The 14,264-nt window shown below is 64.1% G+C and carries 14 protein-coding genes; 9 read left to right on the top strand and 5 right to left on the bottom strand.

Features of this window, described 5'->3' with window-relative positions; all coding sequences use genetic code 11:
* The 4 genes from BJ6T_RS12520 to BJ6T_RS12505 are packed head-to-tail and all read right to left on the bottom strand — an operon-like array spanning position 1 to position 4,181.
* Positions 1–1,662, bottom strand: coding sequence for a thiamine pyrophosphate-binding protein (locus tag BJ6T_RS12520; RefSeq protein ID WP_014492732.1), 1,662 nt, complete (start codon positions 1,660–1,662; stop codon positions 1–3).
* Positions 1,659–2,885: a pyridoxal phosphate-dependent aminotransferase gene (locus tag BJ6T_RS12515; RefSeq protein WP_014492731.1), complete on the bottom strand. Its 1,227-nt coding sequence runs from the start codon at positions 2,883–2,885 to the stop codon at positions 1,659–1,661. Before BJ6T_RS12515 ends, BJ6T_RS12520 begins: the two co-directional genes overlap by 4 nt.
* A gap of 9 nt (positions 2,886–2,894) precedes the next feature.
* A complete protein-coding gene (locus BJ6T_RS12510) occupies positions 2,895–3,248 on the bottom strand; it encodes a RidA family protein (protein ID WP_014492730.1) in 354 nt (117 codons plus the stop codon).
* Between the two features lie 15 nt (positions 3,249–3,263).
* The gene (locus BJ6T_RS12505; protein WP_014492729.1) at positions 3,264–4,181 is read right to left on the bottom strand and encodes an NAD(P)-dependent oxidoreductase; all 918 of its coding nucleotides are present in this window, start codon (positions 4,179–4,181) and stop codon (positions 3,264–3,266) included.
* A 239-nt stretch (positions 4,182–4,420) separates the two neighbouring features.
* On the opposite strand from BJ6T_RS12505, the gene BJ6T_RS12500 reads away from it, so the two are divergent.
* The 8 genes from BJ6T_RS12500 (at position 4,421) to BJ6T_RS12465 (ending at position 11,516) form a co-directional block, all read left to right on the top strand.
* Positions 4,421–5,257 carry a transporter substrate-binding domain-containing protein gene (locus tag BJ6T_RS12500; RefSeq protein ID WP_014492728.1) on the top strand — a complete coding sequence of 279 codons (837 nt, stop codon included), beginning with the start codon at positions 4,421–4,423 and terminating at the stop codon, positions 5,255–5,257.
* Positions 5,258–5,263: 6 nt separating this feature from the next.
* A complete protein-coding gene (locus BJ6T_RS12495; protein ID WP_014492727.1) occupies positions 5,264–5,926 on the top strand; it encodes an amino acid ABC transporter permease in 663 nt (220 codons plus the stop codon).
* A complete protein-coding gene (locus BJ6T_RS12490) occupies positions 5,923–6,681 on the top strand; it encodes an amino acid ABC transporter ATP-binding protein (protein ID WP_014492726.1) in 759 nt (252 codons plus the stop codon). The genes BJ6T_RS12495 and BJ6T_RS12490 overlap by 4 nt, the downstream gene beginning before the upstream one ends.
* 167 nt (positions 6,682–6,848) lie before the next feature.
* Complete coding sequence (locus BJ6T_RS12485; protein WP_014492725.1) at positions 6,849–7,277, top strand: universal stress protein; 429 nt, start codon at positions 6,849–6,851, stop codon at positions 7,275–7,277.
* 75 nt (positions 7,278–7,352) lie between these two features.
* Complete coding sequence (locus BJ6T_RS12480; RefSeq protein ID WP_014492724.1) at positions 7,353–7,805, top strand: universal stress protein; 453 nt, start codon at positions 7,353–7,355, stop codon at positions 7,803–7,805.
* 357 nt (positions 7,806–8,162) lie between these two features.
* A complete protein-coding gene (locus tag BJ6T_RS12475) occupies positions 8,163–8,624 on the top strand; it encodes a (2Fe-2S)-binding protein (protein WP_014492723.1) in 462 nt (153 codons plus the stop codon).
* Position 8,625: 1 nt separating this feature from the next.
* Complete coding sequence (locus BJ6T_RS12470; RefSeq protein WP_014492722.1) at positions 8,626–10,875, top strand: xanthine dehydrogenase family protein molybdopterin-binding subunit; 2,250 nt, start codon at positions 8,626–8,628, stop codon at positions 10,873–10,875.
* Positions 10,876–10,883: 8 nt separating this feature from the next.
* Positions 10,884–11,516 carry a hypothetical protein gene (locus tag BJ6T_RS12465; RefSeq protein WP_014492721.1) on the top strand — a complete coding sequence of 211 codons (633 nt, stop codon included), beginning with the start codon at positions 10,884–10,886 and terminating at the stop codon, positions 11,514–11,516.
* A 27-nt stretch (positions 11,517–11,543) separates the two neighbouring features.
* Here the strand turns inward: BJ6T_RS12465 and BJ6T_RS12460 are convergent, their stop codons facing one another.
* The gene (locus BJ6T_RS12460; protein WP_014492720.1) at positions 11,544–12,284 is read right to left on the bottom strand and encodes a metallophosphoesterase family protein; all 741 of its coding nucleotides are present in this window, start codon (positions 12,282–12,284) and stop codon (positions 11,544–11,546) included.
* A 262-nt stretch (positions 12,285–12,546) separates the two neighbouring features.
* Between BJ6T_RS12460 and BJ6T_RS12455 the strand changes: the two genes are divergently transcribed.
* Positions 12,547–14,241 (top strand): GMC family oxidoreductase, encoded by a 1,695-nt coding sequence (locus tag BJ6T_RS12455; RefSeq protein ID WP_028170624.1) that lies wholly within the window; start codon positions 12,547–12,549, stop codon positions 14,239–14,241.
* Positions 14,242–14,264 lie beyond the last annotated feature (23 nt).

Below are 14,264 nucleotides of genomic sequence, written 5' to 3'. Positions count from 1 at the left end.
TTACGCCTTCACCGCGGGCGTAAAGTCCTTGCCGACCGAGATCGCCCTGGGATCGATGATGCAGTGGAGGATCGACGGCTTGCCCGAGGCCAGTGCGCGCTCAAAGGCCGGCGCGAACTCTTCGGTCCGCTCGACGCGCTCGCCATGGCCGCCGAACGCCTTGGCGTACATCGCGAAGTCAGGGTTCTTGAGCTGGGTTCCGACGACGCGGCCGGGATAGTCGCGCTCCTGGTGCATGCGGATGGTGCCGTATTGCGAATTGTCGACGACGATGACCACGAGCGGCGCATCGTACTGCACGGCGGTCGCGAATTCCTGACCGTTCATCAGGAAGCAGCCATCACCGGCAAAGGCGACGACGACGCGATCCGGATATTGCCGTTTTGCGAGCACCGCCGCCGGCACGCCATAGCCCATCGAGCCCGAGGTCGGCGCGAGCTGGGCGGCAAAGCTGTGGAAGCGGTGATGACGGTGGATCCAGCCGGCGTAATTGCCGGCGCCGTTGCAGACGATCGCGTCCTTCGGCAGGCGGTCGCGCAGCCAGGTCATGACCTGGCCGTACTGGAATGTGCCCGGCAGCTCGCGCGCCTTGTCGGTCCAGGCGAGGTAATCGGCATGCGCCTTGGCGGCCTCGCCCTTCCAGGCAACGGCGCCAGCGGGCTTCAGCGTCTCGACGGCGGCCGCGAACGCGGCAGGCGTCGCCTGGATCGCGAGCTCAGGCTGGTAGACGCGGCCGAGCTCTTCCGAGCCCGGATGCACGTGGATCAGCTTCTGCTTCGGCGTCGGGATATCGAACAGTGTGTAGGACGAGGACGGCATCTCCGACATGCGGCCGCCGATGAGGAGAATGACGTCGGCGTTGTCGATGCGCTCCTTCAGGCCTGGGCTCGGCCCGATGCCGAGATCGCCGGCATAATGCGAATGATCGGCGTCGATCAGCGAGGCACGGCGGAACGAGGTCGCGACCGGCAGGTCGAACCGCTCGGCAAAGCGCGCGATGCTCCTGGTCGCGTCATCCGTCCAGCGCGAGCCGCCGAGGATGACGAGCGGCGCCTTGGCGCTCGCGAGCATGGCGCCGACGCGCTCGAGATCTGATGGTGCCGGCCAGCTCACGGCCGCCTCGATGCGCATGGCATCGGCAACGGCCGCGGTCTCGGTCAGCATGTTCTCCGGCAGCGCGATCACCACGGGACCCGGGCGGCCCTGCATGGCGACGCGGAAGGCGCGCGCGACTAGCTCCGGAATGCGGTCGGGACGATCGATCTCGACGGCCCACTTGGCCATGGTGCCGAACACCGCCTTGTAGTCGAGCTCCTGGAACGCCTCGCGCTCGCGCATGCCGGTGTCGACCTGTCCGACGAACAGGATCATCGGCGTCGAATCCTGCATCGCGATGTGGACGCCGTGGCTCGCATTTGTGGCGCCGGGGCCGCGGGTGACGAAGCAGATGCCGGGACGGCCGGTGAGCTTGCCATAGGCTTCCGCCATCATCGCAGCACCGCCTTCGGCGCGGCAGATCACGACGTCGATCGGGCTGTCGTGCAGCGCATCGAGCGCCGCGAGGTAGCTCTCGCCCGGCACGCAGGTGACGCGCTCGACGCCTTGGGCGACGAGCTGATCGATCAGGATCTGGCCCCCGGTGCGGGTGTTGCGAATGGTCATGACAGCTCCCTGCAGGCTTTGGCGATGCGCATCACGGCCTCGCGCAAGTTTTGTTCCGAGGTGGCGTAGGACAGGCGGAAATAAGGTGCAAGGCCGAAACAGCTGCCCGGCACCACGGCCACGTCATGCCTCTCCAGCAGGAAGCGGCAGAACGCCGCGTCGCTGTCGATGAGGGTCCCATCGGGCGTGCGGCGGCCGATCAGGCCGGCGCAGCTGGCATAGGTGTAGAACGCACCCTCCGGCAGGCGGCAGGTGACGCCGTCGATGGCGTTGAGCGCATCGACCACGATGTCGCGGCGGCGCTGGAACGCGGCACGGCGTTCGATCAGCACGTCCTGCGGGCCGGTCAGCGCGGCGATCGCAGCGGCCTGGCTCACCGAGGAGGGATTGGTCGTGCTCTGGCTCTGCACCACCGCCATCGCCGCGATCAATTCGCGCGGACCGCCGCCATAGCCGACGCGCCAGCCGGTCATGGCGTAGGCCTTGGAAACACCATTCACGGTCAGGGTGCGTGATTTCAGGCTCGGCTCGAGCGCCGCTGCGGTCGCGAACGGCATGCCGTCATAAATCAGGTGCTCGTAGATGTCGTCCGCCATCAACCAGACATGCGGATGGCGCTTGAGCACATCCAGGATCGGGCGAAGCTGCGCGGCCGAATAGGCGGCTCCGGTCGGATTCGACGGCGAGTTCAAAAGCAGCCAGCGCGTCTTCGGCGTGATCGCGCGTTCGAGATTGGCGGCATCGAGCCGAAACCCGTTCTCCTCGCGGCAGGGCACGTCGACCGGCGTGCCGTCGGCGATCCGCACCATGTCGGCATAGCTGGTCCAATAGGGGGCGGCGAGGATGACCTCATCGCCTGGACTTAAGCTCGCCATGAAGGCGTTGTGGATCACCTGCTTGGCGCCGGCGCCGGCGGTGATCTCGTCCGCAGCGTAGACGAGATCGTTCTCGCGGCGGAATTTTTCCGCGATCGCCGCCTTCAATTCCACCGTGCCGTCGAGAATGGTGTATTTAGTCTGGCCGGCGCGGATGGCGCGCACGGCCGCGTCCCTGGCATGATCAGGCGTATCGAAGTCAGGCTCGCCGGCGCCCAGCACGATCACCGGCCGCCCCTCGCGCTTCAGCCGCTGCGCGACTGCGCCGATCTTCAAGATCTCGGAGACACCGATCGCGCCGATGCGCTGGGCGGGACGGAAGGTCGATGTGGGCGCCTGGACGGTCACGGCCGAGCCTCAACTGCGTGCGGCGATCGCGATCACCTCGATACGGAAGGCGGGATCGGCGAGTTCGACCTTGCCGCAGGCGCGGGTCGGCGTGTTGCCCGGCACGACCCAGGCATCATAGACCGCGTTCATGGCGTCGAAATCGTCCATGGTCCTGAGCCAGACCTGCACGCTGAGCAGGCGGGACTTGTCGGTGCCGGCGCGTGCCAGCATGTCGTCGACCTTCGCCAGCGCCTCTTTCGTTTGCTGGGTGATATCGGCGGTCTTGGTGTCCGCCACCTGACCTGCGAGGAAAACGAGATCGCCGAACACGGAAGCGCGGCTGCGGCGGGCGTTCTGGTCGATGCGGGTGATATCCGACATGGGATGTCCTTAACTTTACTTGCCGGTGGCGATGATGCGGCGGCAGTGGTCGAGCGCAGCACCAATAAGGTTGTCGCTCGCCTCGGGTGTGCGGAACGCCGAATGCGCCGACAGCGTCACGTTCGGCAGCTTGGTCACGGGATGACCGGCGGGAAGCGGCTCGACGGTGAAGACGTCGAGGCCGGCATGGCCGATGTGGCCAGAGCGCAGCGCATCCAGCATTGCGTCTTCATCGACCACAGCACCGCGCGCCGTGTTGATCAGAATGCTGCCGGGGCGCATCTGCGCGATACGCTCGCGCGACAGGAAACCCTTGGTCTCGTCGTTGAGCAGCAGGTGCAGCGAGACGACGTGGCTCTCGGCGAGCAGCTTCTCCAGCGAGACGAACTCGACGCCGGGATGGGTCTTCGGCGTCCTGTTCCAGGCAATCACCTTCATACCGCAGCCCGCCGCCATACGCGCGGCTTCCGCCGCGATGCCGCCGAAGCCGATCAGGCCGAGCGTCTTGCCGGTGAGCTGCATCGCGTCACGGCGCAGCCAGTTGCCCTCGCGCATGCCGCGGTCCATCTCGCCAAAATTTCGCGCAGACGCCCACATCAGCGCAATCGCGCATTCGGCAACGGCCGTATCGCCATAACCCTTGATGGTGTGGACGGAGATGCCGCGCTCAGCGAGCTCTTCCGGATTCATGTAGCTGCGCGCGCCGGTGCCGAGGAAGACGACGTGCTTCAGCTTCGCGCATTTCGCGGCAATCGCTGATGGCACCGCCGTGTGGTCGACGATCATGATCTCGGCATCGCTGAGCAGGCCGGGCAGATCGTCGGGCTTGATCGAGGGATTGCGGTTGATGCTGACCGGCAGCTTCTGCGAGGCCAGCAGCTTGTCGGTCACCGCCGCTAGGGTCTCGTTCGCATCGACGAATAGGGCGCGCACAGGCCTCTCCTTCAGTTCACTTCCATATTGCGTTCAGTCTTGTATTCAGACTTAAATGCAATTTACAACCCCTGCCCATCAGGAATTTTACGCAATCCTGCCAAGATATTGAGCTCGTTTCTGCCTTGCCGCCCAAATGGTCAGCAAATTGAAATACCGTATTGCATTTTATCCTGAATACAGAAATAGTCCAGAGGCCGGACACACGATCCGACCCAGATTGCAGGGAGACAGAGACCATGAATCGCAGGGATGCTCTCACCACCGTCGCGCTGGCAGGCGCAGCGATCGCCGCCGCGAGCGGCCCGGCCAAGGCCGATGCGCCGGCCTCCACGCTCGACCGCATCAAGAAGAATGGCGTGCTGCGCGTCGCCGTCATCGTCGGCCAGGAGCCCTATTTCCATAAGGACCTCGCCACCAACGAATGGTCGGGCGCCTGCATCGACATGGCCAAGGACATCGCCGGCAAGTTGGGGGTCAAGCTCGAGACGCTGGAATCGACCTGGGGCAACCAGATCCTCGACCTCCAGGCCGACAAGGTTGACCTCGCCTTCGCGGTGAACCCGACGCCGGAACGCGCGCTCGTCATCGACTTCTCGACCCCGATCCTGGTGCACTCCTTCACCGTCATCACCAAGAAGGGCTTCGCCAAGCCGCAGACCTGGGCCGAGCTCAACAAGCCCGAGGTCAAGATCGCCGTCGACATCGGCTCGACCCATGAAACCATCGCGCGCCGCTACTGCCCGAAGGCGACGATCCTCGGCTTCAAGAACCGCGACGAGGCGATCCTTGCCGTTGCGACCGGACGTGCCGACTGCAACGTCTCGCTGGCGGTGCTTTCGGTCTCGACGCTGAAGAAGAACCCGAACCTCGGCGATCTCGCCATTCCGCGCCCGCTGCTGACCCTGCCGACCAACATGGGCATCCGCGCCGAGAGCGACCGCCGCTACAAGGATTTCCTCAGCGCCTGGGCCGACTACAACCGCTCGATGGGCCAGACCCGCGAATGGATGCTGAAAGGCTTCGAGGCCGTCGGCCTCAGCGCCGACGATCTTCCGGCCGAAGTGCAGTTCTGATCGGCCATGTATGTCTGGGACTTCGCGGCGCTCAAGCCGTATTGGGGCCTGATCTGGCAAGGGCTCCTGGTCACCGTGTATTACACGGTGACCACGGTGGTCGCGGGTCTCGCCATCGGACTGTTCGTCGGCATCCTGCGCACGACGGCACCGCGCTGGGTCACGGTGCCGCTGCGTCTCTATATCGAGGTGTTCCGCTGCACGCCGCTGCTGGTGCAGCTGATCTGGGTCTACTATGCCCTGCCCGTGCTGATCGGCGTCGACATGTCGCCGGCGATGGCCTGCTTCATCGCGCTGTCGCTCTATGCCGGCTCGTTCTATGCGGAAATCTTCCGCGGCGGCATCGAGGCCGTTGACACCGGCCAGTGGGAGGCCGGCCGCGCCATCGGCATGCGCCGCGGCAAGATCTTTCGCCGCATCGTGCTGCCGCAGGCGACGCAGGTGATGATCCCCTCCTTCATCAACCAGACCATCATGCAGCTCAAGAACACCTCGCTGGTGTCGGTGGTCGCGGTCGGCGACCTGCTTTACCAGGGCACTGTCATCACGGCGTCGAGCTACAAGCCGCTCGAGGTCTACACCACGATCGCCGTGCTCTATTTCGTCGTGCTGTTCCCGCTGACGCTGGTCGCTGATAGGGTCGAGCTGAAGATGGGAGCGCACCGATGAGTGCTCTGATCGCTGACAACATCCACAAGGCGTTCGGCGACCACGAGGTGCTCAAGGGTGTCTCGCTCTCGGTCGCCCGCGGCGAGGTCGTCACCTTGATCGGCGCCTCCGGCTCCGGCAAGTCCACCTTCCTGCGCTGCCTGAACCTCCTGGAAATGCCGCAGCAGGGCGAGCTTGCCATCGGCACGCATAAATTCGCCTTCGGCAAAGGCATGCGCGCCGCCGGCGATGCTCAGCTCGCGCTGCTTCGGCGCAGCGTCGGCATGGTGTTCCAGCATTTCAACCTGTTCCCCCACATGTCCGTGCTCGCCAATGTCACCGAAGGCCCGGTGCAGGTGAAGGGCATGGCGCAGGCGGAGGCCAACGCGCTCGGACGCGATCTGCTCGCCAAGGTCGGCCTCGCCGACAAGGCCGACGCCTTTCCGAGCCGCCTGTCCGGCGGGCAGAAGCAGCGCGTCGCGATCGCGCGTGCGCTCGCGATGAAGCCGGACGTGATGCTGTTCGACGAGCCGACCTCGGCGCTCGATCCGGAACTCGTCGGTGAAGTGCTCTCCGTCATCCGCAGCCTTGCGAGCGAAGGCATGACCATGGTGCTGGTGACGCATGAAATGGCCTTCGCCGCCGACGTCTCCACCCGCGTCGGCTTCATGAACGACGGCATCATGGCCGAGATCGGCACGCCCGAGGAGACCATCCGCCAGCCCCGCAGCGAACGGCTGAAAGCGTTCCTGAGCCGGTTCCACGAGACGCATTAGGGGCGTGACCCGCGGCAGTCAAACCCGCACGCAGATCCAGGCAGCGCCCGATCAGGCCAACTGCCGACATCTATAAGGATTGATCTATCTCAAGACTACATCCGAAAGGCGAGCTGAGCATACCTCCGCAAGACAGCGATACGTCCGGACAATTCGGGAGGTAAAGCATGTACAGTCATATTCTCATTCCGACGGATGGATCCGAACTAGCGGAGCGCGGGGTGGCGCACGGAATGGCGCTGGCGAAATCCCTTGGAGCCACCGTATCCGTCATCTTCGTCGTGGAACCGTTTTCCGAAGTGTCGAGCCGGTTCCTCGAAGCCGTCGTCGCTTATGTCGAGTTCCGCAAGCAGCAGGCCACGAGCGTGCTCGATCGCGTGGCAAATGAGGCCAAGACAGCCGGTATCTCCTGCCAAACGATTCAAGTGGAGAGCGGGCAACCCCATCAAGCCATCATCGCAGCAGCCGCGGATAAGGGATGCGATCTCATCGTCATGTCGTCGCACGGGCGCAGCGGAGTTGCCGCGCTTCTCATCGGCAGTGTGACGAGCAAGGTGCTGACGCACGCGAAGATACCCGTGCTGGTCTGTCCCTGAAAATATAAGCCCGTATCGAGACCAGACCTGCGCGCCGCGAGATAGAGACATTGTCGCCGATAAGGGAGTTCGCAAATGTACGCCCATATTCTCTTGAGCACGGATGGATCGGATGTGGCGCGAAACGGCCTCAAGCATGGAATTGCATTGGCCGAGGCCCTAAAGGCGAGGGTGACAGTCATCGCCGTCACGGAATCGCTGCCGATCGACTACGGCAGCGGACATGCCTCTGGCTGGATACCCTCGCAGCAGGAAATTGATGCCTTCGACGCTGCCTCCAGGCAGCGCGCGGACAAATTCCTCGGTGAAGCCCGCGCCATAGCGGAGCAGGCCGGGATATCTGCAAAACTCCTGCATGTTCCAAATGCGCATCCGGCCACCACGATCATCGCAACAGCAAAGTCCGCGGGTTGCGACTTGATCGTCATGGGCTCTCACGGGCGCCGAGGTCTCAAGAAGCTATTCCTTGGAAGCCAAACATCAGAAGTCCTGGCGGACGGAAACGTACCCGTGCTGGTCGTGCACTGAGAAACACTCCACTTTGAAACGCTCGACGATCCGGATCTCGCAAGAAGCATGGCCAGCCGCCGGCTGCGGCGCATGCTGCCCAACACTTGGGCACAACGGAGCAACAGGCGGCGAAGTCGATCCTGGTTCAGGCCGATACCCTTCCGAAACAATTGATTGACATCGATCGCGCCAAAGGCGCGGCAAAAATACACACCATACTCTTCGTGCGAATTCGCAAATGCTGCGGGGCCGTCGTTTGACAGCATCGGCGCTTGCGCGGCACGCTGACCGCGCCGGTCCAACCTTCGACGACGCTCGCTGGAGCGTGCCTGTTCGACCTCACGTCCCGCGAGGACGCGCGAAAGGAACATCGACATGATCGAGCTCACGGTCAACGGGACCAAGCGCCAGGTCGACGTCGTTCCCGAGATGCCCCTGCTCTGGGTGCTCCGCGACGAGCTCGGTATCACCAGTCCGAAATATGGCTGCGGCGTCGCGCAATGCGGCGCCTGCACCGTCCAGATCGACGGAGCCGCCGTGCGATCCTGCCAGGCCCGCATCGGCGATCTCGCCGGCAGGTCGGTCGTCACGCTCGAAGGGCTGGACAACAGGGAGCACCATCCCGTTGTGCAGGCCTGGATCGAACATCAGGTTCCGCAATGCGGCTACTGCCAGACCGGCCAGATCATGCAGGCCATCTCGCTGCTTGGATTGATCGGCAAGCCGACCGACGAGGACATCAACGAGGTGATGTCCGGCAATTTGTGCCGTTGCGGTACCTACCCGCGCATCCGCACCGCGATCCATGCGGCAGCCGTAAAGATGGCGGGGAAGTGACATGGGACTTCAGAAGCTTTCCCGCCGGGCTTTCGTCTTCGGCTCCGCCGCGGTTGCCGGCGGCATCGCTTTCGGCTCCTACAGCGACGCAGCGCAGGCCGCGACGGCCGGTGACAATCCACTGACCGCGGGCCTTGCGCCGAACTCCGTGACCTTCAATCCCTGGGTCGAGATCAGCCCCGACAAAATCACGCTGATCGCCCAGCACGCCGATATCGGCCAGGGTGTCGGCTCGGTGCAGCCGATCATGATCGCCGAAGAGATGGACCTCGATCCCGGCCAGTTCGAAGTTCGCTTCGCCGGCCCCAGCCCCGCCTATTTCAACACCGGTTTTGCCGACGAGTTCGCGCCGTTCGTGGCTGCGGACCAAAGTCCCGCCGCTGAGGAAGCGCGCGCCAAGACGCTCGAATGGCTCAGAGAGTCTGGCCTGCAGATGACCGGCGGGTCGAGCACGGTGCCGGACACCTATGAAAAGCTGCGCGTTGCCGGCGCGGTCGCGCGCGAGACGCTGAAGGCTGCCGCTGCCAAGCGTTCGGGTCTCGCCGTGGCCGACCTGCGCACCCAATCGGGCCATGTAATCCTGCCCAACGGCACCAAGATCGCCTACGTCGATCTCTCCGTGGACGCCGCAAAGATTCCGCCTGTGCTCGATGCCAAGCCGCGCGATCCGTCGAAATGGCGCATGCTGGGCAAGCCGATGATGCGCCTCGACGTTCGCGCGAAGGTCATGGGCGAGCTGAAGTTCGGCATCGACCTGAAGATGGACGGCATGCTGTATGCCGCCGTCAAGCTGAACCCTGGCAAGGGCCAGCCCCTGAAGTCGTACGACGCCAGCAAGGCGCGATCGATGCCGGGGGTCAAGAAGATCCTGGAAATCAAGAATGGCGTCGCGGTGATCGCCACGAACAGCTGGTACGCAATGAAGGCGGTCGACGCCGTCACTTGCGAGTGGGCGCCCTCGGCCTATCCCGCCGAGCAGGCGGATCATTGGAAGGTTCTTGAATCCTCGTTCAAGCCTGAATTCCTGGGCAAGGAGTGGCGGAAGATCGGCGATATCGAAGCCGGGCTGAAGACGGGCAAGCTTGTCGAGGCCGAATATCGCGCGCCCTATGTGGGGCATCAGCCGCTCGAGCCGTTGAACGGGATCGGCCTCGTCACCGACACGGGGATGGAGATCTGGGTCGGCCATCAGAGCCCCCGTTTCGTGCAATATGTCGCGGCGACGGCGATCGGCCTCAAGCCGGAACAGGTCACCTTCCACAATCAGTGGACGGGTGGAAGCTTTGGCCACCGTCTCGAGTACGAGAACGTCCGCGTCCTCGCCGAGATCGCCAATCAGATGAAGGGAACGCCGATCAAGCTGGTGTTCTCGCGCGAAGAGGATTTCCTCCAGGACATTCCGCGGCAGATTGCGATCGCCCGGCACCGAGGCAGCATCGACAAGAGCAAGATCGTCGCAGCCGATCTGCAGCTGGCCTCGACTGCTCCGCTCAAGGGGCTGCTCGAGCGTTCGGGCACACCCTCGAAGGATCCCGACGGGCAATTGGCCGCCGGCCTGTGGAACGTCTATTACGACATCCCCAATTTCCGGGCCACGAGCTACGAGGCGCAGGGACTCTCGCCGAGCACCACGTGGCGGTCGGTCGGCGCCTCGACATCCGGCTTCTTCACCGAAAGCTTCATCGACGAGCTGATCCATGCCGCGGGTCTCGATCCCATGAAGGCACGCATCGCGATGTGCACCGTGCCGCATTATCGCAAGGTGCTGGAAACAGTCGCGGAGATGTCGGACTGGAAGGGACCGCTCGGAAACGGCAGGGGCCGCGGCGTCGCATTCGTTGAATCCTTCGGCACACCGACAGCCGAAGTCGTCGAAGTCACGAAGACGGAGCGAGGCATCAGGATCGACAAGGTCTGGGTCGCCGTGGACGTCGGCAAGGTGGTCGATCCCGTCAACTTCGAGAACCAGGTGCAGGGCGGCGTCATTTGGGGCCTCGGCCACGCCATCAATTGCGAGCTCACCTACGCCAAGGGCGCGGTGCAGCAGACCAACTACAATCATCACGAAGCGATGCGGATCTACCAATGCCCCGTCATCGAAGTTCGCGGGCTCGAGAACGATCCCAAGGTGAGAGGCGTCGGAGAGCCGCCTGTTCCGCCAGCCGCCCCGGCACTCGCCAACGCGATCTTCGCCGCGACCGGGCAGCGCATCCGCGAAATGCCGTTCAACAAGTTCATCGATTTCGTGTGAGGCGAGCCATGAAGAGTTCTCTCATTGCGCTCGCTTTCGCTGCCTCGACAATTGCGGCTCTCACCGGGATTGTCGCGGCCAAGGACGATGCGAACAAGGACGCTCTGCCGCCGGGCAGCGTCAGCCGCGCCGAAGGTCTGGAGGCCTGGAAGCGGATTGAAGCCGTGGTGACCCATCCGCGCTGTGCCAACTGCCACGTCGACGCCAAGGCCATACCGATCTGGACGCCGGCAGGCGAAACCAGGCCGCGCGTGCACGGCATGAACATCCACGGCGGCGACAGCCGCATCGGGGCCGAGAAGGTCGCCTGCTCGACCTGTCACATGACCTCCACCCAGGCGAACGACCCGGCGCCGTCACCGCCGCGTGCCGGCATCGACTGGCAGCTGGCGCCAGTCGAGTTCATCTGGTTCGGCAAGAGCGGCGCCGAGATCTGTACGCAGCTGAAGGACCCCAAGCGCAATGGCGGCCGCGACGCCGTGGGCCTGCTGGCGCATTTGCGGCACGACGCATCCTTGAACGGCTTCATCCCGCGCGGATGGGCGCCCGGAGCCGGCCGCACGACCCCGCCGGGCACCTTCGAGGACCACGTCAAGGACATGGCCCTGTGGGGCGCTGCCGGACAACCGTGTCCGAACTGACGATCTTGCCGTTGCCTGGCGGCAGGCCTACTCGCGCTCCACCCAACCCGTCGCAATCGCGCTTGCCCAGCTGAGCATGCCCTTGGCTCGCGCCAGTGCAGCCATGGCCGCGGTGTCATAGGGCACGTAGCGGATCGTCGCGCACCAGCCTGCGCCGGCATGCTCCAGAATAGCGTAGCACGCATGCGGCGTACCGACCTCGACCACGTAGGGCACGGGCACTTTCCCGTCATAGCCGGGCAACCCGACGCTGCCGGGATTCACGACCAGCCGGCCATCCCTCAGGCGCACCACGCGCGGAATGTGGGTGTGGGCGCACAGGATGATCTCGGCGTCGATCCCCTCAGCTTCAGCCTCGATCGCGTCGATGCCGCTCGGGCGCGGGCAGCCGTCATCGGCGACGTGGTCGAGCCAGAAAGCCGCGTCATCCCTCGGCGATCCATGGCACAGGAACACCCGTTCCTTAAACACGAGCGTGGACGGCATGCTTGCCATCCAATCGAAATGCTTCCGCGCGAGCTCACGGAAATCGGTGCGAGCGGAGCCGCCGGCCTGCCAGAGCTCGACAAGGATTCGATCCTGATCGCCCCGTATCGACGGGAAGCCCCGCGCCATCAACAGGTCCGCGGTCCTGGCCGCCTCGAGTGGACCGCTGACATGGTCGCCGAGATTCACGACCTCGTCGATGCCGAGCATGGCAATGTCCGCAAGGACCGCTTCAAGTGCCGGACGATTCCCATGCACGTCCGCGATGGCAGCAAATCTCATTTGGCCCCTCCCATTCGGAATGGCCGATCGTTCTCGCTATGCGGGGGATGCAGGACTGGCTAGTCAATTTAGCTACGTCTCTTTAGCTGCATTTGTAGAAGCGCCCGCAAGCTGAGGATCAAATCGGCGCTGCCAGAACAATTGCACGATCGTGGTTGCCAGGCAAGCGATGCAAGTTGCGAACTGTCGCGGCAATGCCGACGTGACCTCGGGAAAATAACGCGCTACGTTTCCCGGGCAAGACCAAGAGGAAATGCCAATCGTGTACGACTTCATTATCGTCGGCGGCGGCTCGGCGGGGTCCGTGCTGGCCCACCGGCTCTCCGCAAAGAGCGCCAACAAGGTCCTGCTGTGCGAGGCCGGACAGGACACACCGCCCGGCAACGAGCCCGCCGAGATCAGGGACAGCTATCCGGGCACGGCCTATTTCGATCCCCGCTTCCATTGGACCGACCTCAAGGTCACGACCCAGATCGTCAGCCACAACAATCCCAACGAAGCGCGTCCTCCTTTGCGCAAATACGAGCAGGCGCGCGTGCTCGGCGGCGGCTCGTCGATCAACGGCCAGATGGCCAACCGCGGCGCACCGACCGACTACGATGAATGGGACGCGCGGGGCGCCGACGGATGGAGCTGGCACGACGTGCTGCCCTTCTTCAAGAAGGTCGAGCGCGACCTCGATTTCGACGGGCCGTACCACGGCAAGGACGGCCGAATTCCGGTACGCAGAATTCCACGTGAACACTGGACGAGGCATTCGCAGGCGTTCGCCGACGCCTTCCAGCAGGCCGGCCACCAGTTCGTGCCGGACCAGAACGGCGAGTTCGTCGACGGCTATTTTCCGGTGACGCATTCCAATCAGGCCGAGCAACGCGTCTCGGCCGCGATGGGCTATCTCGATCGCGACACGCGCAAGCGCGCCAATCTCACCGTCTCCACCAACACGCAGGTGAGAGAGCTGCTGTTCGAAGGCACGCAATGCGTCGGCGTGAAGGCGTTGGTCGACGGACGGGAACAGGAATTCCGCGGCCGCGAGATCATCCTCTCCAGCGGCGCGATCCACTCGCCGGCGCATCTCCTGCGCGCCGGCATCGGCCCGGTCGGTCATCTCAAGGACATGGGCATTCCGGTCCTGATGGGGCTGGCAGGCGTCGGCCAGCGCCTGATGGATCATCCCTCGATTTCGCTGTCCTCCTTTGTCCGCCGCGGCGCGCGCATGAACGAGCACACCAGGCGCCACATGCAGCTTGGCCTGCGTTATTCATCCGGGCTGTCGGGCGTACCGAAGGGCGACATGTTCGTCGTCCTGCTCAGCAAATCGGCCTGGCACGCGGTCGGCGAGCAGATCGGCTCGCTGCTGACCTTCGTCAACAAGACCTATTCCGAGACCGGACAGGTCAAGCTCGCCTCGCGCGATCCCGCCGCCGAGCCGATCGTCGAGTTCAATCTGCTGTCCGACCGCCGCGACCTCGATCGCCTGATGAGCGGCTTCCGCAAGATGGCGGCCGTGCAGATGAGCGACGTGGTGAAAGCGGTGACGGACAAGCCGTTTCCGGCCGCCTATACGGACAAGGTGCGCAAGATCGGCGTGGTCAATACCAAAAACAGGATCCTGACCAAGATCGCCGCGACCTTGATGGACGGGCCGGCGGCGCTGCGCCACTACCTGATCGACAATTTCGTCGTCGAAGGTTTCACCTTCGACCAGGTGATGAACGACGACGATGCGCTGGAAGCCTTCGTCCGCAAGGCGACCATCGGGGTGTGGCACGCCTCGTGCTCATGCCGCATGGGCCGGGCCGACGATCCGATGGCGGTGGTCGATAATCAAGGCCGTGTCAAAGGCGTTCAGGGCCTGCGCGTCGTCGACGCCTCGATCTTCCCTGTGGTGCCATGCGCCAACACCAATTTTCCGGTGCTGATGTCGGCGGAGAAGATCGCTGCGGCGATGCAGTGAGTGGCGGCGTTCGAGGCAAGAGC

It is taken from the genome of Bradyrhizobium japonicum USDA 6, assembly GCF_000284375.1.
Classification (GTDB): Bacteria; Pseudomonadota; Alphaproteobacteria; order Rhizobiales; family Xanthobacteraceae; genus Bradyrhizobium; species Bradyrhizobium japonicum.
The sequence above is the reverse complement of the archived record's forward strand: the minus strand, read 5'-3'. Positions and strand labels throughout refer to the sequence as shown.

Bases quoted from the DNA above. Each gene is read 5' to 3' on its own strand.
- BJ6T_RS12520 (WP_014492732.1), bottom strand. From the start codon at position 1,662: ATGACCATTCGCAACACCCGCACCGGGGGCCAGATCCTGATCGATCAG.
- BJ6T_RS12510 (WP_014492730.1), bottom strand. From the start codon at position 3,248: ATGTCGGATATCACCCGCATCGACCAGAACGCCCGCCGCAGCCGCGCT.
- BJ6T_RS12500 (WP_014492728.1), top strand. From the start codon at position 4,421: ATGAATCGCAGGGATGCTCTCACCACCGTCGCGCTGGCAGGCGCAGCG.
- BJ6T_RS12495 (WP_014492727.1), top strand. From the start codon at position 5,264: ATGTATGTCTGGGACTTCGCGGCGCTCAAGCCGTATTGGGGCCTGATC.
- BJ6T_RS12490 (WP_014492726.1), top strand. From the start codon at position 5,923: ATGAGTGCTCTGATCGCTGACAACATCCACAAGGCGTTCGGCGACCAC.
- BJ6T_RS12485 (WP_014492725.1), top strand. From the start codon at position 6,849: ATGTACAGTCATATTCTCATTCCGACGGATGGATCCGAACTAGCGGAG.
- BJ6T_RS12480 (WP_014492724.1), top strand. From the start codon at position 7,353: ATGTACGCCCATATTCTCTTGAGCACGGATGGATCGGATGTGGCGCGA.
- BJ6T_RS12475 (WP_014492723.1), top strand. From the start codon at position 8,163: ATGATCGAGCTCACGGTCAACGGGACCAAGCGCCAGGTCGACGTCGTT.
- BJ6T_RS12470 (WP_014492722.1), top strand. From the start codon at position 8,626: ATGGGACTTCAGAAGCTTTCCCGCCGGGCTTTCGTCTTCGGCTCCGCC.
- BJ6T_RS12465 (WP_014492721.1), top strand. From the start codon at position 10,884: ATGAAGAGTTCTCTCATTGCGCTCGCTTTCGCTGCCTCGACAATTGCG.
- BJ6T_RS12460 (WP_014492720.1), bottom strand. From the start codon at position 12,284: ATGAGATTTGCTGCCATCGCGGACGTGCATGGGAATCGTCCGGCACTT.